Genomic DNA, 22,432 nt, shown 5'->3' with positions numbered 1-22,432 from the left:
GGCAGAGCGCAGCGGTCAGCGGGCAATGCCACGCACACTGGCGCGGACAAAATCCACCAGATGGCGCACCTGATCGGTGCAGTCGGTATCCTGCTGCAGGATGGCTTCAAGAGCCTCCTCCTGCCGCAAACTGGAGCGGAACAGCAGCTTATAGGCCTTTTTCAGGGCTGCCAGGGTTGACTCATCAAAGCCGCGCCGCTTGAGCCCCACCAGATTCAATCCCACCACCGTGGCGCGGTCGCCCTGCGCAATGACATAGGGCACCAGGTCCTGCGCCACCATCGAACCGCCGCTGACCATCACATGACAGCCGATGCGGGTAAACTGGTGAACCGCCGACATGCCACCGAGGATGGCATGATCCTCAACGGTGACATGGCCGGCCAGGGTGGCGGCATTGGCCAGAATCACATGATCACCGATACGGCAATCATGCGCCACATGGCTATAGGCCATCAGCAGGTTGTCGTTACCGATACGGGTCTCACCGCCGCCATCCTCGGTGCCACGGTGAATGGTGACCGATTCACGGATGGTGTTGCGATCGCCGATCTTCAGGGTGCTGATCTCGCCGTGAAACTTCAGATCCTGAGGCTCGGCACCAACCGAGGCAAACTGAAAGATGCGGTTGTCGCGACCGATCTCGGTATAGCCCTCGATGACCACATGCGGCCCGATCCAGCAGCCGGAGCCAATGACCACATCCTTGCGGATCAGACTGTAAGGACCGATTTCGACATCGGCCGCCAGCTTCGCTCCAGGCTCGATGATTGCTGTCGGATGTATCGCCATAGCGGTTGTTCAACCTTCCTTGTCGGCAAAGGTAGCCTTGAGTTCGGCCTCGGCCACCAGGGCTTCACCCACCCGGGCCTCACCCTGGAACTGATAGATGCCCCGGCGGCAGCGCAGCAGCTTCAGGGACATGCGCAGCACATCACCGGGCCGCACCGGCCGGCGGAAACGGGCACCGTCGATACCGGTGAAATAGGTCACCTTGTCGCCGCCAATGGCGTCGCTTAAGGTAGCAAACAGGCCGCCGACCTGGGCCATGGCCTCGATAATCAGCACACCGGGCATGATCGGGTGACCAGGGAAATGCCCTTGGAAAAAGGGTTCATTGATGGTCACATTCTTGATGCCAACAATGCAGCCCTCGGCCGGGTCATAGCTTTCGATGGCATCGACCAGCAGAAACGGGTAGCGGTGCGGCAGACGTTGCATAATTTCGGTTGTCGTCAGGTACATGGAATTCACTCACTTATCCGATACGGTCAGACCCTGCTGCAGTGCCGCCAGCTGTCTGCGCAGATCGGCCAGTTCGCGCCGCATCTGCGGCAGCTGGGCGAAGGCCGCGCTGGCCTTGAGCCAATCGCGGTGCGGAATGGCCGGGACACCCGACACCACTTGGTCACCGGCAATGTTGCCGACGATACCGCCCCGACCGGCCAGGGTCAGGTTGTCGCCAACGCGGATATGGCCAGCGGTGCCGGACTGGCCACCAAAGGTGCAATGCCGGCCGACGCGGGTGCTGCCGGCGACACCGGCCTGGGCAGCCATCACCGTATCCTCGCCCACCGTGACATTGTGGCCAATCTGCACCAGATTATCGATCTTGCAGCCTCGGCCGACACGGGTCACACCGAAGGTGGCGCGATCTATACAGGCGCAGGCGCCGATTTCAACATCGTCACCAATTTCAACGATTCCGACCTGGGGAATCTTGTAATAACCCCCGTCCTCGGGCGCGAAACCGAAGCCGTCATTGCCAATGACAGCGTTGGGCCCAACAATGACGCGGGCACCGAGGCGGCAGCCTTCACGGATCACCACGCCGGCGTGCAGCACGCAGCCGGGACCGATCTGAACATCGGCATAAAGCACCACGTTGGGGTGAATCAGGCAGCCGTCGCCAAGACGTACCCGTTCGCCAATCACCGCGCCGGGATGAACGGTGACCTGTTCGCCCAGCTCCGCTGTCGGCGCCAGCGACGCACCGGGCAGCACCCCGAGAGGCGCCGGCGGCCGGACATGCAGGCGGGTGAGCACCTTGGCGAAGGCCAGATAAGGATTGTCACACACCAGATAGGCCAGATCGGCGCGCTCCAGCGGTTTATCGATGATCACCGCCGAGGCGCGCGTCGTTCTGAGGGCCGGCAGGTACTTCGGATTGGCCAGAAAGGTAATGGTGCCGGGACCGGCCTGGTCAAGGGGCGCCAGCGCCGCAATCCGGAGCTGGTCGTCCCCCACCACCCGGCCGCCGACCCATTCGGCCAGCTGTGCCAGTGTTACCATGCGCGGTTCATCCTGTTCGTGGAAGGGCTATTTCTTGTGACCGTCCTTGTAGGCGCGGTTATAGGCTTCAATAAGCTTGTCGGTGAAGTCGAGAGCTTCGCTGGCGTAAACCAGCTGACTCTTCTCCATCATCATGCTGATCTTCTCCTTCTTGCACAGCTCGACCACTTGGGCACCAAGATCACGCAGGATCTGCTGGGTGTAGGCCGCTTCCTTGCCACGCATCTCATCCTGCTTGTCCTTGACGTAGCGCTGATAGTCCTTCACCTGCTGCTGGAATTCGAGTTCCTTGTCGCGGCGGGCCTCCTCTGCCAGCAGGGCTGCCTGCTTCTTGAGCGATTCCTGCAAAGCCGACAGATCACTCTGGCGCTGCTGTACCTGATCCTCAATGGCAGCGATCTCGCTTTCGATCTTGGCTTTGGCCACCTTGCCGGCTTCCGACACCGACAGGGCCTTCTGCAGATCGACATAGCCGAGCTTGAGATCGGCGGCGCCGGCGGCAGTGGCCAACAGCAGCAGCAGGGTTGCCAGACTGAGCAGGGTTTTCATACGGAGATGTCCTTTCGAAAGGCCGTCATCACAGACGGCGGGTCACTAGAAAAACTTGCCGATGGAGAAGTCGAATTTCGACTTGTCTTCATAGTCATACGGATCGAGGTTGTAGCCCCATTCCAGCCGCAGCGGCCCCAACGGGCTGTTCCAGCGAATACCAGCGCCGGCGCTGTAACGCATGTCGGAGAAATACTCCTCGTCCTCACCCCAGGCGTTACCGACATCGACAAACAGCACACCCTTGAGACCAGCGTCCTTAAGCAGGGGGAAGATGAGTTCGAAGTTGAAGAAGGCCACCTTGACCCCGCCGATATAATCGCGCTCGGTTTCTGACGGCGCGTAGCCAATCAGATTACCGCTTTCGTCGTACTGCGGATAGCCACGCGGCTGCCAGGGGCCGACCTCGCGGGTATCGAATCCGCGCATGGTGTTGATACCGCCGAGATAAAACCGCTCGTCGAGGGGCAGTTCCTGGCCGCCGATCTCGGTCAGGTAGCCAATCTGACCGTGGGGCGAAAACACCCAGTCCCACATCAGCGGAAAGAAATGGCGATGATCGGCAATGGTTTTGACAAAACGTTCGGTACCGCCAAGACCGGCGTATTCGACGGAGAATTCCGACATGTACCCCCGGCTGGGATCGGGCCGGAAATCGGTGGTATTGCGTGAAATGGAGGCATAGAGCGATGAGACCGTCGACCTACCCTCCTGGCTGCGTATATAGACCGAAGACCAGGGATCAACATCGTAGATCTCCTTCTGTTCGTATTTATAAACAAAGAACAGGCGGTTTTCATACGACAGCGGCACGCCGAGCTTGATCTGGCCGCCGGTGGTCTCAACATCGTATTCATCCCATTCCCGGTCGGTCTTGTACAGATCGAAACCCAAGGCCAGATTGCGATCAAGAAAATAGGGATCAAGCAGGCCGATGCGATAATTGTTGTAATCACCGCCGATGGAAGCCGCCAGATTCAGGCGCCAGGCATTGCCCAGAAAGTTGTCCTGACTGATGGAGCCCTGACCGATGAAGCCGTCGGTGGAGGAATAGCCGAAACCGACGCTGAAGGTACCGGTGGGCTGTTCCTTGACATCGACATGGACATCCATCCGCGTCGGGTCATCCGGGTGCGCCACGGCATCCACATTAACCTCGCTGAAGAAGCCAAGATTGTTGATACGCTTGCGGCTGGTTTCAAGGCGGTTGGCGCTGTAGAGATCGCCCTCCACCAGCACCATCTCGCGCCGCACCACCTTGTCACGGGTCTTGCTGTTACCACCGATCTCAATCCGATCAATGTGGACCTGCACCCCCTGCTCGATGGTAAAGGCAACCGCAACACTGCGGCTGTCGTCGTCAATCTGGGTCAGCGGTGTGACGTTAACATAGGCGTAGCCGCGGTCGGCATAGAAGTCGTTGAGGTTCTTGATACTCTTGCGCAACAGCTCACGGCTGAAGGTCTCGCCGGTGCGCAGCTGCACCCCTTTGAGCAGAACCTCCTCACTTTCAAGCAGGTCACCCTTAAGGCTCAGCTGGCCGGTACTGTAGGACTCGCCTTCCTCGATTTCAATGTAGATGTCCATCTCCGAGCGGTCATCCGACAGCTGGATATGCGGCTGCTTGACCTTGACCCGGACATAGCCCTTGTTGAAATACTCCTCCTTGATCAGTTCCAGGTCGTTCTGCAGCATTTCCTCGTTGTAGGTCCCGCTGCTGGTCAGCCAGGAAAAGATCCACCAGCGTTTCGTCTGCATGAACTTGCGCAGCTTGCGGTCGGAGAAGACACGGTTGCCCTCGAAATGAATGTTGTCGATGGTGACCTTGGGCCCCTCGACAATATCGAAAAAGACGGTCGCCTCATTCTTGCCCTGCATCTCCACCTGCGAGCTCACCTCGGCGGCGTAGTAGCCTTCGTTGGTGTACAGCTGACGGATAGCCGTTTCGCTGGCCTGCAGATCCTGGGTTTTGAGAATGCCGGGAGTACGCAGCGTCACCACGCCGCGCACCTGACTGACCTTGAGTTTGTCGTTGCCGCGAATGCTGATGCGCCGCACCAACGGACGTTCACTGACGTGGTAAACCAGCTGAGGCACGCCGTCGCTGTCACGCTGCTCAGCCCGCACATCATCGAAATGTCCCAGCGCGTAGATGGCGCGCAGATCGGCATCAATGGTTTCAGCAGTCACCGGCTCACGTGCCCTGGTGGTGATCACCGCCTCGACGGCGGCGCGGTCAACCCGCTGCACCCCGTCAATCCGGACGCTGGCGAAGGACAGTTCCTCGGCCGCCGCCGGTAGCGACGGCAACAGAAGCAGCAATGCCAGCAGTCTCGCGCGTTTCACCATGCGGATGATTCTCCTTGCCAGATAAAGGCAGCACTGCCGCCAGGGCGACAGGCCGGCGTCGGTCTGTTCAAAGGCCGGCATTATAGGAAATGGCCGGCAGCCTGTAAACGTAAAAGCTGGAGTCCGCCACGACGGCCGGCGGCCAGCCCAAAGCGGATCATGCCAGCGTCACCAGACGGCCCTGTTCCAGCCGGCAGATGCGGTCCATGCGCGCCGCCAACGCCTCGTTGTGGGTCACCACCACCAGGGTCAGGGCACTGTTGCGATGCAGATCGTCCAGCAGCTGATAGATCTCCAGCGCCGTATCACCATCGAGATTGCCGGTCGGCTCGTCGGCAATGAGCAGGCGCGGCCGTCGCACCAAAGCGCGAGCAATGGCGACCCGCTGCTGCTCGCCGCCGGAGAGCTGGCCCGGCTTGTGGTGCAGTCGATGGCCCAGGCCCACCCGCTGCAGCAGCGCCTCGGCCTGCGGCAAGGCGGCATGGCGATTCTGGCGGGCAATCAGCAGTGGCAGCAGAACATTTTCCAGGGCGGTGAATTCCGGCAACAGCTGGTGAAACTGGAACACAAAACCCAGTTCGGCATTGCGAAAGCGGTTCAGCTCGGCCGCCGTAGCGGCGAACAGGTCACGCCCGGCAAAACGGCAACGGCCGCTCGTCGGCCGATCCAGGGTGCCAAGAATCTGCATCAGCGTGGTCTTGCCCGACCCCGAAGCGCCGATAATGGCCAGGCGCTCACCGGCGTTCAGGCTCAGATCGAGATCCTGCAACACCGTTACCGGGCCGTGACAGGTCTGAAATACCTTGGCAAGTTTTTCAACCTGCAGCAGGGGCACAGCGGCTGGCGCGACCGCAGAAGCGGACGAAGCGAATTCATTCATAACGCAGCGCCTCGGCCGGATCAAGCCGGGCGGCCCGCAGGGCCGGGTAAAGGGTTGCCAGCAGACAGATGGCCATGGCGGTGGCCATCACGGTCAGAACATCGGCCGGCACCACCTGCGACGGAAAACGTTCCATGCCATAGACAGCCGAATCAAACAGGGTGACGCCCAGACTGCGTTCCAGGCCACGGATGATGGCATCAGCCTTGAGCGCCAGGGTCAGACCGAGAGCGGTACCCAGGCCGGTGCCGCACAGACCGATCAGCAACCCCTTGAACAGAAAAATGGCCAGGATGCTGCCGGCACTGGCCCCCATGGAACGCAGAATCGCGATATCCTTGTTTTTTTCCATGACAACCATGATCAGGGTGGTGCCGATGTTAAAAGCCGCCACCAGCACAATGATCGCCAGCACAATGAACAGGCCAAGCTTTTCCAGCTTCAGCGCCGCCAGAAAGGAACCGAACAGATCCTGCCAGCTGCGCACCGTCAAACCAGCGTCCAGCTGCTGCTGCAGCTGGGCCGCCACCGCCGGCGCCTGGTCAAAGCCGGCCAGTTCGATCTCCAGGCCACTGAGCTGACCGGCCGTGCGGCCGATGAGGCTGCTGGCCGCCTCCAATCCCAGATAGGCATAGTAGGTATCGAGAAAACCACCGCGCTGGCGGGCGATAGCCACCACCTCGAAGGGGCGAATCTTGGGGATCACACCGAAAGGGGTCAGGCTGAAATCGGGCGGGATGACATCAACACGCTGGCCCAGCCCCACACCCAGGGTGGCGGCGGTGTCCGCCGCCAATACCAGACCGGGATAGCGGCCCGCAGGTTGCAACAACAGCTCCGCCAGGGAGCGGCCGTCAAGAGTCTGATAGTCCTGCTGCAAAACCCGGCTGTCGGCGTCAATCCCCTTGAGGTTGACCGCCGTCACCTGGTCGCCGGCCAGCAGCATAACCTGCTGACTGACAAAGGGCGCCACCGCACGAACCCGCGGATCGGCCTGCCGCAAACGTTCGGCCAGCTCGGGCCAGTCCCGCGCCCGATCGTCCTGCGCCTGTACCAGCACATGAGGAATGTTGCCGAGAATCTGCTGGCGCACGCCATCGTGAAAGCCGGTCATGATGGCCAGCACCAGAATCAGTGCCGCCACCCCGAGGGTCACGCCGGCCACCGAGATGAACGAAATGACCGAAATGAAGGTCTGCTTGCGCTTGGCCCGCAGATAGCGCAGGGCGATGAGCCATTCGTAGCGCATCAGCGACCGTCCCTCCAGCACGCAAACAGGCCGTATCGCATGAGGTTCAACGCAGCTCCCGCCGCAATTGCGGGAACAGAATGACATCGCGGATCGACGGGCTGTCGGTCAACAGCATGACCAGCCGGTCGATGCCGATACCCTCTCCCGCCGTCGGCGGCAGACCGTATTCCAGTGCGCGAATGTAATCCTCGTCCATGGCGTGAGCCTCTTCGTCACCGGCCTCCTTTTCCTCCAGCTGCTTGAGAAAACGGGCCTTCTGGTCCAGCGGATCGTTAAGTTCGGAAAAGGCGTTGGCCAGCTCGCGGCCGACAATGAACAGTTCGAAGCGGTCGACCACCTCCGGCCGCTGGTCGTTTTTGCGCGACAGCGGCGACACCTCCGTCGGGTATTCGGTAATGAAGGTCGGCTGCCACAGCCGGGGTTCGGCCACGGCGTCAAACAGTTCAGTCAGCAGCTTGCCATATCCGATGGGCTCGGCAAGCTCCAGCCCCAGCCGACGGGCGTAGGCCAGCGCCGTTGCCGGGTCATCCAGCTCAGCGGCACGGATATCGCCATATTTGAGGATGGCTTCCTTGACCGTCAGCCGATCCCAGGGCGGGGTCAAATCGACCGTCTTGCCGCCATAGGGAATCACCAGCCCGCCACAGACCTGGCGGGCCACCTGACAGATCAACTCTTCGGTCAGGTCCATCAGATCATGGTAGGTAGCGTAGGCCTGATAAAACTCCATCATGGTAAATTCAGGGTTATGCTGGATGGAGATGCCCTCATTGCGGAAGTTGCGATTGATTTCAAACACCCGCTCGAAACCGCCCACCACCAGCCGCTTGAGATACAGCTCCGGCGCGATGCGCAGGAACAGATCCATCTTCAGGGTGTTGTGGTGGGTAACGAAGGGCCGTGCCGTGGCGCCGCCGGCCAGCGGCTGCATCATCGGTGTTTCCACCTCCAGAAAATCGCGCTGCTGCATGAAGCTGCGGATCAGGCCGATGATCTGGCTGCGCTTGCGGAACACCTCCTTGACCTGCGGATTGACGATCAGATCGAGATAGCGCTGGCGATAGCGGGTTTCGACATCGGTCAGACCGTGCCATTTTTCCGGCAGTGGCTGCAGCGCCTTGGTCAGCAGCCGCAGCTGATCGACCCGCAGCGACAATTCGCCGGTCTTGGTACGGAACGGCACGCCAACCACACCGATGATGTCACCGATATCGAGACGCTGGTACAGGGCAAAACCGGCTTCACCCAGCTGGTTTTTGGCCAGATAGATCTGCAGTCGGCCACTGCGGTCCTGCAACTGCACAAAAGCGGCCTTGCCGAAATCACGCCGCGCCATGACGCGGCCAGCCAGCACATAGGACAGGTCAGCCTGCTCCAGCGCCGCGCCGTCATCCTCGGCATGGCGTTGCTGCACCTCGGCAGCCAGATGTTCGACCCTGAAATCGTTGGCGTAGGGGTTGATTCCCTCGTCCCGCAATTGCTCGGCCTTGGCCAGCCGCTGGGCTACCTGTTCGTTGAGTTCTTCCATGGGATGCATTTCCTTTCCTTGATGCTTTGACAAACCGCATCGCGTTGGATGGCCAGGCAAAAAGCGGCAAAGGCAAGGCGGGCCAGTGCTTGAGCAACGCGGCGAAAGCAACGTCCGTCGAAGCCACGAAACAAGGGCGGCAGCACCGCCGTTGACGCGTTTTTGCGCCACCATCTTTTCTTTGGCGGGCGCGTCTGCAGCCAGCAATCCCTGCGACGCACCCTGCCAGCCGCCGGATCAGCGGGCCAGCAGATAGGCGACGATAAAATCCTCGATATCGCCGTCAAGCACGGCGTCGGTATTGCCGACCTCATGGCCGGTGCGATGATCCTTGACCATGCGATAGGGATGCAGCACATAGGAACGGATCTGGCTGCCCCAGGCGATTTCCTTCTTCTCGCCGGTAAGGGCATTGGCCTGTTCCTGCTTCTTCTCCATCTCCATTTCGTACAGTCGCGCCTTGAGCTGGCGCAACGCCTCGGCCTTGTTGTTGTGCTGGGAACGCTGGCTCTGGCAGGCCACCACAATACCCGTCGGCAGATGGGTGATGCGGATGGCCGAATCGGTCTTGTTGATGTGCTGACCACCGGCGCCACTGGCGCGAAAGGTATCGATCTTGATGTCTTTTTCCTGCAGATCGACCTCAATGCTGTCATCGAGCTGAGGAAAGACAAACACCGAGCAGAACGAGGTGTGGCGCTTGGAGGCGGCGTCAAAGGGAGAAATGCGCACCAGCCGGTGAATGCCCATCTCCGGCCGCAGCCAGCCGTAGGCATAATCGCCCTCAACGGTAAAGGTCACACTTTTGATGCCGGCATCGTCGCCCGGCTGATAGTCGGTGATGGTGGTCTTGAAACCCTTTTTTTCACAAAAACGCAGATACAGCCGCAACAGCATGTCAGCCCAGTCCTGCGCCTCGGTGCCGCCGGCGCCGGCATTGATGCTGAAGATCGCGTCATTGGCGTCATGCGGCCCGCTAAGCATGCGGGCAAACTCCATGGCGTCAACCTGGCGGCGCAGTTGGGCCAGATTGGCACTGACCTCCTGGCGCACGCTTTCGTCGCGTTCCTCTTCGCCCAGTTCCACCAGCAGACGCGCCTCTTCCAGCGCGGCGCTGGCCTTATCCCAACCGTCGACCTGCTTGTGCAGTCCGGTGCGTTCCTTCAGGCGCTCCTGCGCCAGATCGCCCTGATTCCAGAAATCCGGCCGGGCGATTTCCGCTTCCAGCTCGGCGATGCGCTCCCGTTTGCCATCGAGGTCAAAGATACCTCCTCAGCTCGTCGAGCTTGGTCTGCAGCTGATCCATCTGTTCATGTTCTTCGCGAAACATTTCATTTCTCTCCTTGGTGCCGGAGGCATCCGCCCGGGTGGTGACAGCCCGCCATACTGACATATCTGCCCCTGCCGGGGACAGGTTTTTTTTCTGCCCGCGGGCGAGAAAGTCTCAGCCACGCCGGCGGGCTGCTGGCGCCGCCCGATCACCATTGGCAGCGGCCGGCGCCGACCGCAGCGACAGGCTGATGCGTTTGCGGGGCACATCGAGGGCAATCACCAGCGCCTGTACCCGCTGGCCCACCTTCACCACCGTCGCCGGATCGGCGACAAAGCTGTCGGCCAACTGGCTGATATGGGCCAGGCCGTCCTGATGCACCCCGATATCAATAAAGGCACCAAAGTTGGTGACATTGGTGACAATGCCCGGCAAGCGCATGCCCACCTGCACATCACTGATCTTCTCGATGCCCTCGGCAAAGGCAAAGACCTCGAACTGCTGGCGCGGATCGCGGCCGGGGCGGGCCAGTTCAGCCAGAATATCCGTCAGGGTCGGCAGCCCGACCTCGTCATCGCAATAGGGCCGCAGATCAATAGCCTGACGTTTTTCGGCGCTGGCCATCAGCTCTGTCACACAGGTGTGATGGTCACGGCAGATCCGGCGCACCAGGGCGAAACGCTCGGGGTGGACCGCCGAGCGGTCGAGCGGATCGGCCGCGGTGCGAATGCGCAGAAACCCGGCAGCCTGCTCGAAGGCCTTTGGCCCCAGCCGCTTGACCTTCTTCAGTTCGGCCTTGCTGCCAAAGGGCCCCTGGGCATCACGATGGGCGACAATGTTGCGAGCCAGCTGCGGTCCCAGTCCCGACACATAGGCCAGCAGCGCGGCACTGGCGGTATTGAGTTCGACGCCGACGCTGTTGACGCAGGAAGCCACCGTGTCATCAAGGGCCGCCTTCAGGGCAACCTGATCCACATCATGCTGATACTGGCCGACACCGATGGAGCCGGGATCGAGCTTGACCAGTTCGGCCAGCGGATCGGCCAACCGCCGACCGATGGAGATGGCGCCGCGCACGGTGAGATCAAGGTCGGGAAACTCCTGGCGGGCAATCTCCGACGCGGAATAGATCGAAGCGCCGCTCTCGCTGACCTGCACAATGATCGGTTGCGGCTGCAGGCCACAGCGGCGGACAAAGGCCTCGGTCTCGCGACTGGCAGTACCATTGCCGATAGCGATGGCCTCAATGGCATGGCGCCGCACCAGCTCCTGCAGCAACTGGCCGGCCTCGGCGACGGCCCGTTCGCTCATGGTGGGATAGATCACCGCATGGTGCAGCAGCTTGCCCTGCGGATCGAGACAGACCAGTTTGCAGCCGGTCCGAAACCCCGGGTCAATCGCCAGAATCGCCTTCTGGCCCAGGGGGGCGGCCATGAGCAATTCCCGCAGATTGGCCCGAAAAACGCGGATGGCCTCGCTATCGGCCTTCTGTTTAAGCTGGTTGCGCAGCTCCGTTTCCATGGCCGGCGCCAGCAGGCGGCGGTAGCTATCCTCAAGAGCCAGACGCAACTGTTCGACGCTGTGCTGCCGGCGGATAAAACGGCGCTGCAACAGCGCCAGCGCCTCGTCGGCCTCGGGCCGCAGACCGACCTTCAGGCACCCTTCGTTTTCGCCCCGCAGAATGGCCAGCAGCCGGTGCGATGGCACAGTGGCGGCCTTTTCCGACCAGTCAAAATAGTCACTGAATTTCTGCGCCTGAGCCGTCTTGTCGGCCACGACGCTACTGGTCAGACAGGCTTTGGCGGCAAACAGCTCGCGCAGGGCGGCTCGCGTCGGCGCGTCCTCACTGACCCATTCGGCAATGATGTCGCGCGCGCCGGCCAAGGCCTCCGCCACTGTCGGCACAGCGCTGTCGGCGGCGACAAAGGCGGCGGCGACCTGTTCCGCTGCACCCTCGTGCAGCAGCTGCCGAGCCAGCGGTTCCAGCCCACGTTCACGGGCAACGCTGGCCCGGGTGCGACGTTTGGGACGATGCGGCAGGTAGAGATCTTCCAGCTGGCGCAGACTGATGGCACTGTCGATGGCGACCTTAAGATCGTCAACATAGAGCTCGCGCTCGGACAGACTGGCCACAATGGCGGCACGGCGCTTCTCCAGCGCGTCGCGACTGGCGTGGGCATCGCGTACGGCGGCAATGGCCACCTCGTCGAGGCTGCCCGTGCGTTCCTTGCGGTAACGGGCAATGAAGGGCAAGGTGGCACCATCGGCCAGCAGCTCAAGAACGGCAGCCACCTGCTGCGGCCGCAACTGCAGATCGGCGGCGATACTGTCGGTATAGGGGTCGGCAAAGGCGAGGGTCATGGGCTTCTCAGAAAGCGGGCAGGGAACGGCGGCTCTGCCACAACCACAGCAGTACCACCAGGGTCAGACAGCGGGGCACCAGATCGCCCAGCCGGCTGTACAGACTCAAGTCCGTGCGGCCATACACCACCCCTTCAACCGAGGTGGCGACAAACAGCGGCGAGTGAGCCAGCAAACGGCCGGCCGGATCGATGATGGCGGAAATGCCACTGTTGGCGCTGCGCACCAGATAACGGCGGTTTTCGATGGCCCGTAACCGCGCCATGGCCAGATGCTGCCAGGGTGCCGCCGTGCGTCCGAACCAGGCATCGTTGGTCAGGTTGACCAGCAGCTGCGCTCCCTGGGCCACCTGCTGGCGCGCCAACTCGGGGAAAATGGCTTCGTAACAGATCAACACGCCGCCGGCCACGCCCGCCAGCGGCAGAGGTCGCATCTGGCCGGGCATAAAATCACCGATGCCTTCCGCCAGCTTGTCGACAAAGGTCAACAGCCGCGCCAGGGGCACATATTCGCCAAAGGGCACCAGATGCACCTTGTCGCTGCGACCCAGCAACCGCCCCTCGGAATCTATGGCAAAGGCGCTGTTGAGATAGCGGCGGCGGCCATCGCTAGCGTTATCGTAGGCCGGCGAACCGAACAGCAGCGTCTGGCGGCCCTGCCGGGCCAGCTGGCGGACACGTTCGGCCGCCGCGCCGCCACTCTGATAGAAAAACGGCGTGGCACTCTCCGGCCAGACCAGCAGTGCCGCGGCGGGCGCCTGCCGGCTGAGATTCTCGTAACGCTGCAGGGTTTCTTCCAGATGAGCCGGGTTCCACTTGAGATCCTGGTCGATATTGCCCTGAATCAGCGCCACCCGTAGCGGCTCGCCATCTTCGGCCACGGACTGCCCGCGCCAGACACCGTACAGGCTGTTGGCCAGCAACAGCAGCCCGGTCAGCAGCAGGGCGCCGCGCGGCCAGGGCCGATCCTGGCGAACGCAGGTCCACAGCTGCGCCACCAGAGCGTTGACCAGCAACAGCAGGGCCAGAGGCAGCCACAAACCAGCCAGATCGGCGCTCTGCAGCAGCAGCGGCTGTCCCATCAGGGCATAGACCGGATTGCCCCAGGGAAAGCCGGTCAGCAACCAGCTGCGGCCGTATTCGGCCACCAACCAGACCACTGGCCAGAGCAACAGCGGCGACAGCCGCAACCGCTGGCGCAGGCGCTCACAGCACCAGCAGGCGGCACCCCAGAAGCCGGCCAGATAGAGCACCAGCAGCAGATAGAGCGGCAGAGCCAGGGCCCAGGGCAACTGGCCAAACCGCACCATCACTAGGTTGATCCAGTACAGCACCAGGGCGTAAAACACCGCCCCGGCCAACAGACCGCTGCGCCAGGGCCGGCGCCGGCCGTGCAGCATCAGGGGCACCAGCGCAACAAAGGCCAGCCCATAACAGGCCGGCCAGTGAAAGGGCAGCGCCAGCAGAATACCGCTGGCGATGGCCGCCAGCATTTCAGGACGCGCCATAGGTCTCCTCGGCCGCCACGGCGCCACAGCGCCACACCCGCACCCGGTGAATGGCACGGGCATCGCTGTCGAGCACCTCGAAACACAGCTGCTCATAGGCCAGTTTTTCACCCGTCTTGGGCACCCGGCCCAGCTGATGCAGCAGCAGCCCGCCAACGGAATCGAACTGGTTGCGCGGAATCTCCGGCAAATCGAAATGGTCCTCCAGCTCATACAGGTTCAGCCGGGCATCCACATTGACCACGCCGCCGCCCTCGTCGATCAGCAGATCCTCCTCGACATCATACTCGTCCTTGATATCGCCGATAATCTCTTCAATCAGGTCCTCCAGCGTAATCAGGCCCGAGGTGCCGCCATACTCGTCGACAGCGATGGCCAGATGCACCCGCTGGCTGCGGAATTCGTGCAGCAGTTCCTCAATGCGTTTGGTTTCCGGCACAAAATAGGGCGGCCGCATGATCTGCCGCAAACTGACAGCCTCGTCGCTGGCACCCCAGTATTTGAGCAGATCCTTGGCGTAGACCAGACCGATGATATGGTCGAGGGTCTGCTCATAAACCGGAATACGCGAATGACCATAGCGGATGATGATTTCAATCATTTCGCTCAGGCGGGCGTCCACCGGACAGCAGTGCATCTCGGTGCGCGGAATCATCTCCTCGCGCACGATGGTTTCGCCGAACTCGATGATGGAGCTGAACATCTCGCCTTCCTCGGCGTTGATCACCCCCTGCTGCTCGGAGGCCTGGATCAGCTCGTGCAACTCTTCCTCGGAAAACACCGGCTGGCGACGCCAACCGAACAAACGTTGCCAGAAGGGACGCTTCGCGTCCGGGTCGCTTCCGTCCATGATCAATCAATCTCCCTCGGCCGCAGCCGGCCGCAACCGGCTCACATCCAGCAGCCCGCTGTCGCGCAGCAGACCGAACAGTTCCTGTTCCTTCGCTTCCATCGCCGCCGCCTGCTCGGCCGTGCCGCGTTCGTGATCGTAGCCCACCAGATGCAGAATGCCGTGCAACAGCAGAAAGGCCAGCTCGTGAAACAGCGGCACGCCCGCTTCAGCGGCATCGCGCGCGGCGGTATCGGCCGAGATCACCACATCCCCCAGCAGGCCGGGGCAGAGTTGGCCGCCCTCGCCTTCCTGCTGGGCAAAGGAGATGACATTGGTGCTCTTGTCGCGCTGCAGATAGTCGCGGTTAATCTCGCGGATACGGGCATCATCGACCACAATGACCGACAGCTCGGCATCCTCAGGACATGCCAAGGCGCTTAAGATCGTCCGCGCTACCCGCCGCAGGCGCGGCCGCGGGAACCATTGGTTCGTCTGTTGATTCTCGAGGTAGATCTTCACCGGTTTTCTTCTTGACCTCCCGTTTGGCGTCACGTTCCTTGTAGGCCGGTTCGGGATATTCCACCCGCTGGTGGAAGATACCGGACAGGATGCGGTTGAAACTCTTGGCGATCTCGTGCAAATCCTTCAGCGTCAGTTCGCACTCATCGAGTTGGCCATCGATGAAGATCTTGTTGATGATCTTCTGCACCATCCCCTGGATGCGGGCCGGCGTCGGATCGGACAATGTGCGGCCGGCGGCCTCAACGGCGTCGGCCAGCATGATCAGGGCTGCCTCGCGCGTCTGCGGCTTGGGCCCCGGATAGCGGTAGTCTTGTTCGTTGACCTGACCGTCCTTGTCACGCTGCAGCGCCTTGTCGTAGAAGAACTTGATCAGCGAGGTGCCGTGGTGCTGACGAATGATGTCGATGAGTTCGCGCCCCAGCTTGTTCTCGCGCGCCAGCTCGACCCCATCCTTCAGGTGCGAAATCAGGATCAAGGCACTCATCGACGGCGCCAGCTTGTCGTGGCGGTTTTCCTGACCACGGATATTCTCGGCAAAATAGAGCGGTTTGCGAATCTTGCCGATGTCATGGTAGTAGGCCGCCACCCGCGCCAGCAGCGGATTGGCGCCAATCGCCTCGGCAGCGTTCTCCACCAGATTACCGACGACAATGGAGTGGTGATAGGTGCCGGGCGCCTGGATCATCAATTCCCGCAGAATCGGCGTGTTCATGTTGGCCAGCTCCATCAGCTTGAAATCGGTGGTGTATTTGAAGACCGATTCAATCAGGGCGATGGTGCCGTTGACAATGACGGCGCAGATAAAACCGCCAACCGCGGCAAAACCGAGACGGTAGAGCAGCTGGGAGTCGTAGGGATGACCGCCGACGGCGTGGATGGCCAGCACCATCAGCAGATTGACCAGCGACAGATAGCCGCCGGCGCGATACAGATTGCTGCGCGCCTTGCTATGGCGCACCCAGTGGGCGGCGGTCAGACTGCCGGCCAGGGCGTAAAAAGCCATGAACAGATTATCACCAAACAGCAGGCCGATCATCAGACACAGCAAAATGGAAAAGACCAGCGCCACCTCGGAATTGAGCACCACGCGCACCAGCATGGCACCGGCAGCAAAGGGTAGCGCATAGTAATAGCAGGCCGAATCGATGTAGGGAAAGGCGCTCTGCATGGCGCCCGACACGAAGATGCCCACCTTGAGCAGCATGAACAGCACACCGAACACCAGCACCATGAACAACAGGTCGCGGGTGTTGGGCGCGTACTTGCGGATATTGCGACGGGCGAAATGGTGTACCACCCAGAACAACAGCGCGATGGCGCCAAACAGGCCAACCGCCGTGCGCACGCCCTTGGCCAGATCGGCCGAGTCGCGCAGGGCCTGCAGCCGCCGGATCTGCTCATCGCTGGCGCGGTCACCCTCGCGCACAATCATCTCGCCACGCTTGACCTGCTGCACCACCGGCTGCACCGCCTCAGCCGCCGCCAGCCGGCGGTTCTCCGTTTCACTCTGGTTGAAGGTCAGGCTCGGCCGCAGCAGCTTCTGCAACAGTGCCAGAAAAGCGTCGAGATCGTTGCGCCGCACCGCCGGGGTCGTCAGCGCCAGCCGCAACTGGTCAAGAGCGTCGCTCAGACCGATCACCTCATCGGCTCGTTCAATACGGTATTCCTGCTGGGTGGCCAGGTCGCGCACCGTCATGACACCGCGCCAGTTGCCGCGAAACAGATCCAGACTGGCAACGGTACGCTGGCGCAAGGCGGTATGACTAACACCGCCCATGCGGGTGACAAAGTCGTCATTGGCCGCCAGGTGCTGCAGCAGCGCCAGCTGTTCGGCACTCAGTTCCGTTTCCAGCAGCGCCTCGATATCCGCCTGACCCAGCGGTGTGGTCATGGCCACCCTTTCCGGTGGCGCTTCGGTCATCTCCTGCGTCTCGTGAGACTCTTCCGGCAGTGGCCGCAGAGCAACGAGCACATCATGCAAATTCTTCAGCAGCATGCGGCCGGGGCGCGGATCGTAGTCGTATACCGCCACGACCGCCGTCGCCGCCTCCTGGCGCTTCTTCTCGGTCAGCGCCGGCTCAGGTACCAGAAAATCGCGCGGCGCCTTGATGTCGCGCAACACAATATCGCCCGGCCGGTAATCATCGGGCACGAAACCACCCTTGGGCATCACCAGCACTGTCAGCCACAGGGCCAGCAGTAACAGCAGCAACCGCCGTTGCAGCGGACCGCTGAAACGCGCTGCCCGCTGGGCCTCCCGCCTGCGTTTATGGGTCATCCGCTGATCCTCTGCGCCGGCCGGCCGGCGGTTGCGGCCGCCTGGGCCCGGTCATAGGCACGGACAATGCGCTGCACCAGCGGATGGCGCACCACATCGACATCGGTGAAATGGCACTGGGCGATGCCCTCGACACCCTCAAGCAGTTGCAAGGCTTCGAGCAGGCCGCTGGGTCGGCCGGCCGGCAGATCCACCTGGGTGGTATCGCCCGTGATAACCGCCTTGCTGCCGAACCCCAGCCGCGTCAGGAACATCTTCATCTGTTCGCTGGTGGTGTTCTGGGCTTCATCCAGAATGATGAAGGAATCGTTGAGGGTACGGCCGCGCATGAAAGCCAGTGGCGCCACCTCGACCAGGCCTTCGGTGATGAGTTCCTGGCCCTTTTTGAAATCAACCATGTCGAACAGGGCATCGTAGAGCGGCTGCAGGTAGGGATTGACCTTCTCGGCGATGTCGCCCGGCAGAAAGCCAAGCTTCTCGCCGGCCTCCACCGCCGGCCGCACCAGCAGAATCCGGCGCACCTCCTTGCGTTGCCAGGCCGCCACCGCCAGGGCCATGGCCAGATAGGTCTTACCGGTACCGGCCGGACCGACACCAAAGACGATGTCATGCTGACGGATGGCGTCGATGTACTGTTTTTGGGTGAGGGTTTTCGGCCCGATCATCTTGTGGCGGGCCGAAATCAGCACCGTATCGAAGAAGATCTCGACCAGCCGTGCCGAACGATCGGCACGCAGGATATTGAGAGCGCAGTCGATATCGGCCGGGTAGAGGGGGTAACCCTTTTCCAGCAGCTCGGCCAGTTGCAGCAGCAGACGCTGGGCCAGTTCGGCCGCCAGGGGATCGGCGGCACTGATGGTCACTGTCTGGCCGCGGCTGTGCAGGGCAACCGGCAGCAGGGTTTCAATCTGGCGCAGATGGCAATTGTGCTGGCCAAACAGGGCATGCGCGATACGCGTATCAGACGGCGTAACGCTGCAGCGGAGGGAGTCGTTCTTCAACCAGACCTCGTGATGGCGGAACACACAGGGCGCCGGCGCCGCCTTATTGCGTTTGCCGGCAAAAGCCGCTGCGGACAGCGGCCGGCCCGGAAAAGAAGGTTCCAATTACGGGCGCCTGTGCTATAAAGACAGCGCCCGACTATACTACAGAAACCGGCGGACGCAAACAGGCTTTTCCGGCCCGCCCGTCCGCCCCGGCAACGGCGCCGACGGGCGTCACAGCGCACATGAAGGAGATCTGCATGAGCAACATCCTCGACATTTACGCCCGCGAAATCCTCGATTCGCGCGGCAACCCCACCGTTGAAGTTGATGTCTACCTCGAAAGCGGTGTCATGGGCCGCGCCGCCGTCCCCAGCGGCGCCTCCACCGGCGAGCGCGAGGCCCTGGAGCTACGCGACGGCGATGGCGCCCGCTATCTGGGCAAGGGCGTGCTCAAAGCGGTGGCCAATGTCAATGAAACCATCAGCGATGCCCTGATCGGCTGGGAAGTCAGCGACCAGGCCGGTATCGACGCCCACCTGATTGAACTCGACGGCACCGAAACCAAATCAAACCTCGGCGCCAACGCCATGCTCGGCGTGTCGCTGGCCTGCGCCCGGGCCGCCGCCCAGGAAGCTGGCCTGCCCTTTTATCAGTATCTTGGCGGCCCCAACGCCAAGGAACTGCCGCTGCCGATGATGAACATTCTCAATGGCGGCGCTCATGCCGACAATAATGTCGACATTCAGGAATTCATGATCATGCCGGCCGGCGCCGTCAGCTTCAGCCAGGCGCTGCGCATGGGAGCGGAAATCTTCCACGCCCTGAAGAAGGTACTCAAGGCCAAGGGCTACAATACCGCCGTCGGCGACGAGGGCGGTTTCGCCCCCAACCTCGGCAGCAACGAGGAAGCCCTGCAGGTCATCATGGAAGCCATCGCCGCCGCCGGCTACAAGGCCGGTGAAGAAGTGCTGCTGGCACTGGACGTGGCCTCTTCAGAGTTGTACAAGGATGGCGTCTACCTGCTGGAAAACGAAGCCCAGCCGCGCAAAACCGCTGCCGAACTGGTCGAATTCTACGCCGACCTGGTCGAGCGCTATCCCATCATCTCGATTGAGGATGGCATGGCCGAAAACGACTGGGACGGCTGGAAGCTGCTGACCGAACGCCTCGGCAATAAAATCCAGATTGTCGGCGACGACCTGTTCGTCACCAACAGCGCCATCCTGCGCGAAGGCATCGACAAGGGCATCGCCAATTCCATCCTGATCAAGGTCAACCAGATCGGCACCCTCACCGAAACCCTCGAAGCTATCGAAATGGCCAAACGGGCCGGCTACACCTGCGTCATCTCGCACCGCAGCGGCGAAACCGAGGATGCCACCATCGCCGATCTGGCCGTCGCCACCAACGCCGGCCAGATCAAAACCGGCTCCCTCTGCCGCACCGACCGCATCTGCAAATACAATCAGTTGTTGCGCATTGAAGAAGAACTTGGCACCACTGCCCGCTTCAATGGCCGTCAGGTGTTCTACAACCTGCGCTGATCTTCAATAGCAATAGGTTCATAAAAAACCCGCCGGCTAACATGCCTGGCGGGTTTTTTTATGCGGGCACAGCGCCTTAAACCAAGGGCAATCCCAAGATTGCAACAACCGCCGAAAGGACTTTTCCGCTTGACGGAATGTTGCTGGTACCATTTTCAGCCCGCCCAACCATGAGTTCCTCTGTTTTTTGTCTCCCTGGATATCCCGGTGTCCCTGATTTCCCTAGGAGTTGTGGACAAAAAGGCCAGTTCAAACACAATCAGCCCGGCAAACAGAGCCAAATGACGAACTTTGCAACACCGGCAACCTGACGACAGCGCAGCATGATCCCCATTTCGCAAAGCAAAATGAAGCAGTTTCAGCATTCACCAAAAGATCTGCCTCAAAAATCTATTTCAATTTTAAGCACTTGAATGAGACCTTACTGATCACAGCCCGGCTTTGGCCCGCTCTTTGCGAATGAACATCTACAAGACAACCGGGTTCAACCGCCTCAATCCATCCAACGGAAGGCTGCTTGTCATGTTTCGCAGAGTGAAAACCAGACAAAAAGAAGATCTCACCATGTCTATCACCATTCCCTTGAAAGAAATCATCGGCAAAAAACCCCATGTCGTTGCTACCTTGCTCAAGGAACTGGGAATTGACACCGAAAAACCCTACGTTTATCGCGTCAATGCACTTGAAATCGTCATTGAGCAAAACAGATTTTCCGGCATCGCTTGATCCGTCATGCCGAAGCCAACGCCCCCCCTCGCCAAAGTCTTCGCCCGCACGACCATAACGAGCACTGCGGGCGAGGGACAAACCACATGGCAGCCAGCAAAAAAAACCAACAGCAAGAAACTCTTCAGTCTGAGCTAATTCCCAATAGCAGTTCACACGCAAAAGCCCTCGCCGGACAAGGTCCGGTGGGAGCTTTGTGTAAAATGGTTATAAGTCATTCCTCTAAGCCATCACTGCTTATTTTTTGTTGGTTTACAGGTGGAAGCAAACCACTATTTGTAACCACATGAAACTGCTGCAGATGGCTTTCTATAAAAGTTTGGCCCTGTTCAGTTAATAAGTTTATACTTTTGTTTAGAACAGTAATGTCATTATTCAACTCTACTAAGAAATTTTGCGCTGTCGAAATAATATTGGCAAGTCTTATATCTACTGAACGATATAAGATATTCTTTGCCGATTCATTACCAGAAAACATCGTTTCAATTTTAATTATTTCATCCTGCGCTTGCAGGTGTGCATCATCTTGTAGCTGCTTATACTTTCTAGTTTTATCATAAACCAAAGTCTGCGCCTTCTCTCTTAAATCCAGCTGCATATGACCAATAGCATTTATAGCATTGATATTTAACTTTGTCAGACATTCTTGGTATTGCATGATAGCATCCGAAACAGCTTTCATCCTTGAAAAATCTTTATCCTTCCTGATTTCTTCAATTTCGGATATAATTTTCACTATTTCAGTCTTCTTTTTTACCTCTAGGTTCATCTCATGTTCTTTAGCTTCAAGACATCTAAGATGATCTCTTTTTTTAAGGGGCTCACGCGCCCAGTCGGTAACCAAATTTATCGGTTCAAATATTATATCACCTAATTTATTAAATATACTAAGCATGCTCACTTTCATTCCCCAACAAATTTTTCAAGAGGTTGTCAAACTGATACTGACTTTTATGTTGCATATATTTTATTTTTTTTATTTTTTTTTCATGTTCATCTGAAACAAGTAAAATATTATCCAGATAGGAGATATTTCTTTCTACGAGAGATATTAAGGAATCACTCTTAAGACTGCTATGACTATCAGTTTTTACTAAAAAAAGTTCACAAAGTATTTTATAAAATGAAAAAAATATATTTTCAGAATTCCTATAGCTTTCTCCATCTCTTAAAGGCTCTATCATTTCGGAAAAAAAATCTACATGACTAAAAAGCCATTTCAAATAATATCTTTCTATAGAGCCTCTTGCAAAAAGTTCTGAGCTGAGGCGTTGACAAACGATCTGGGGACATGAGTGCCGGCTTGGGCCCGAAAATCAGGCCAGAAAGGGATCTTTTCCGGATTTCCGGACGGACGTCCCCCCTCAGAGCTCCAGTTTCTTGTTCTTTGACATCAGCAACCAGTGACTTTGAGCAACTGGTCGGCAAATAAAGTGACGATACCGAACATGGCATGCATCATGACCTTGTCCGGGCCGCGAACCTGAATGCTGCGGCCGCCAAACTCATCCTTGAAGCGACCATTGCAGCGCTCCGCTGAACTTCGCTCGTTGTAG

The 22,432-nt window shown here is 59.7% G+C and carries 19 protein-coding genes; 2 read left to right on the top strand and 17 right to left on the bottom strand.

Annotated elements, in window-relative coordinates; translation table 11 throughout:
* Nucleotides 1-15 precede the first annotated feature (15 nt).
* The 15 genes from lpxA to BLR80_RS07490 all read right to left on the bottom strand — a co-directional run bounded on the left by lpxA (nt 16) and on the right by BLR80_RS07490 (nt 18,621).
* Complete coding sequence (gene lpxA / locus BLR80_RS07560; protein ID WP_092078138.1) at nt 16-792, bottom strand: acyl-ACP--UDP-N-acetylglucosamine O-acyltransferase; 777 nt, start codon at nt 790-792, stop codon at nt 16-18.
* A 9-nt stretch (nt 793-801) separates the two neighbouring features.
* Nucleotides 802-1,245 carry a 3-hydroxyacyl-ACP dehydratase FabZ gene (gene fabZ, locus BLR80_RS07555; protein WP_092078135.1) on the bottom strand — a complete coding sequence of 148 codons (444 nt, stop codon included), beginning with the start codon at nt 1,243-1,245 and terminating at the stop codon, nt 802-804.
* A 9-nt stretch (nt 1,246-1,254) separates the two neighbouring features.
* Nucleotides 1,255-2,292, bottom strand: coding sequence for a UDP-3-O-(3-hydroxymyristoyl)glucosamine N-acyltransferase (gene lpxD / locus BLR80_RS07550; RefSeq protein WP_092078132.1), 1,038 nt, complete (start codon nt 2,290-2,292; stop codon nt 1,255-1,257).
* 27 nt (nt 2,293-2,319) lie between these two features.
* Entirely contained in the window at nt 2,320-2,841 is a 522-nt protein-coding gene (locus tag BLR80_RS07545) for an OmpH/Skp family outer membrane protein (protein ID WP_092078129.1), read from the bottom strand.
* 45 nt (nt 2,842-2,886) lie between these two features.
* A complete protein-coding gene (gene bamA / locus BLR80_RS07540) occupies nt 2,887-5,190 on the bottom strand; it encodes an outer membrane protein assembly factor BamA (protein WP_092078126.1) in 2,304 nt (767 codons plus the stop codon).
* A 157-nt stretch (nt 5,191-5,347) separates the two neighbouring features.
* Entirely contained in the window at nt 5,348-6,070 is a 723-nt protein-coding gene (locus tag BLR80_RS07535; RefSeq protein ID WP_092078123.1) for an ABC transporter ATP-binding protein, read from the bottom strand.
* Entirely contained in the window at nt 6,063-7,319 is a 1,257-nt protein-coding gene (locus tag BLR80_RS07530) for a lipoprotein-releasing ABC transporter permease subunit (RefSeq protein WP_092078120.1), read from the bottom strand. Before BLR80_RS07530 ends, BLR80_RS07535 begins: the two co-directional genes overlap by 8 nt.
* Nucleotides 7,320-7,365: 46 nt before the next feature.
* Nucleotides 7,366-8,850 carry a lysine--tRNA ligase gene (gene lysS / locus BLR80_RS07525; protein ID WP_092078117.1) on the bottom strand — a complete coding sequence of 495 codons (1,485 nt, stop codon included), beginning with the start codon at nt 8,848-8,850 and terminating at the stop codon, nt 7,366-7,368.
* Nucleotides 8,851-9,087: 237 nt separating this feature from the next.
* Nucleotides 9,088-10,180 (bottom strand): peptide chain release factor 2 gene (gene prfB, locus BLR80_RS07520; protein WP_143012108.1). Its coding sequence is split into 2 segments (ribosomal slippage): nt 9,088-10,110 and nt 10,112-10,180, totalling 1,092 coding nucleotides; the frame shifts between segments, so codons are not numbered across the junction.
* Between the two features lie 114 nt (nt 10,181-10,294).
* Nucleotides 10,295-12,481 (bottom strand): Tex family protein, encoded by a 2,187-nt coding sequence (locus BLR80_RS07515; protein WP_092078114.1) that lies wholly within the window; start codon nt 12,479-12,481, stop codon nt 10,295-10,297.
* A 7-nt stretch (nt 12,482-12,488) separates the two neighbouring features.
* Complete coding sequence (gene lnt, locus BLR80_RS07510) at nt 12,489-13,988, bottom strand: apolipoprotein N-acyltransferase (protein ID WP_171906365.1); 1,500 nt, start codon at nt 13,986-13,988, stop codon at nt 12,489-12,491.
* Nucleotides 13,975-14,838: a hemolysin family protein gene (locus tag BLR80_RS07505; protein ID WP_092078246.1), complete on the bottom strand. Its 864-nt coding sequence runs from the start codon at nt 14,836-14,838 to the stop codon at nt 13,975-13,977. The genes lnt and BLR80_RS07505 overlap by 14 nt, the downstream gene beginning before the upstream one ends.
* 6 nt (nt 14,839-14,844) lie before the next feature.
* Complete coding sequence (gene ybeY / locus BLR80_RS07500) at nt 14,845-15,252, bottom strand: rRNA maturation RNase YbeY (RefSeq protein WP_245691408.1); 408 nt, start codon at nt 15,250-15,252, stop codon at nt 14,845-14,847.
* Nucleotides 15,239-17,620 (bottom strand): HD family phosphohydrolase, encoded by a 2,382-nt coding sequence (locus tag BLR80_RS07495; protein ID WP_092078109.1) that lies wholly within the window; start codon nt 17,618-17,620, stop codon nt 15,239-15,241. The genes ybeY and BLR80_RS07495 overlap by 14 nt, the downstream gene beginning before the upstream one ends.
* On the bottom strand, nt 17,617-18,621 hold the full coding sequence (locus tag BLR80_RS07490) for a PhoH family protein (protein WP_092078240.1): 1,005 nt from the start codon (nt 18,619-18,621) through the stop codon (nt 17,617-17,619). Before BLR80_RS07490 ends, BLR80_RS07495 begins: the two co-directional genes overlap by 4 nt.
* Nucleotides 18,622-18,863: 242 nt before the next feature.
* Between BLR80_RS07490 and eno the strand changes: the two genes are divergently transcribed.
* A complete protein-coding gene (gene eno, locus BLR80_RS07485; protein WP_092078106.1) occupies nt 18,864-20,150 on the top strand; it encodes a phosphopyruvate hydratase in 1,287 nt (428 codons plus the stop codon).
* Between the two features lie 564 nt (nt 20,151-20,714).
* Nucleotides 20,715-20,876, top strand: a complete 162-nt coding sequence (locus BLR80_RS12940; RefSeq protein WP_171906364.1) for a hypothetical protein — start codon at nt 20,715-20,717, stop codon at nt 20,874-20,876.
* Between the two features lie 214 nt (nt 20,877-21,090).
* On the opposite strand, the gene BLR80_RS07480 is transcribed toward BLR80_RS12940, so the two are convergent.
* Both BLR80_RS07480 and BLR80_RS12695 read right to left on the bottom strand, forming a co-directional pair.
* Nucleotides 21,091-21,771, bottom strand: coding sequence for a hypothetical protein (locus tag BLR80_RS07480; RefSeq protein WP_092078103.1), 681 nt, complete (start codon nt 21,769-21,771; stop codon nt 21,091-21,093).
* On the bottom strand, nt 21,764-22,099 hold the full coding sequence (locus tag BLR80_RS12695) for a hypothetical protein (protein WP_143012107.1): 336 nt from the start codon (nt 22,097-22,099) through the stop codon (nt 21,764-21,766). Before BLR80_RS12695 ends, BLR80_RS07480 begins: the two co-directional genes overlap by 8 nt.
* Nucleotides 22,100-22,432: the final 333 nt, after the last annotated feature.

This window comes from Desulfuromonas thiophila, from assembly GCF_900101955.1.
Taxonomy (GTDB): Bacteria; Desulfobacterota; Desulfuromonadia; order Desulfuromonadales; family Desulfuromonadaceae; genus Pseudodesulfuromonas; species Pseudodesulfuromonas thiophila.
This window is presented reverse-complemented; position numbering and strand designations above follow the sequence as displayed.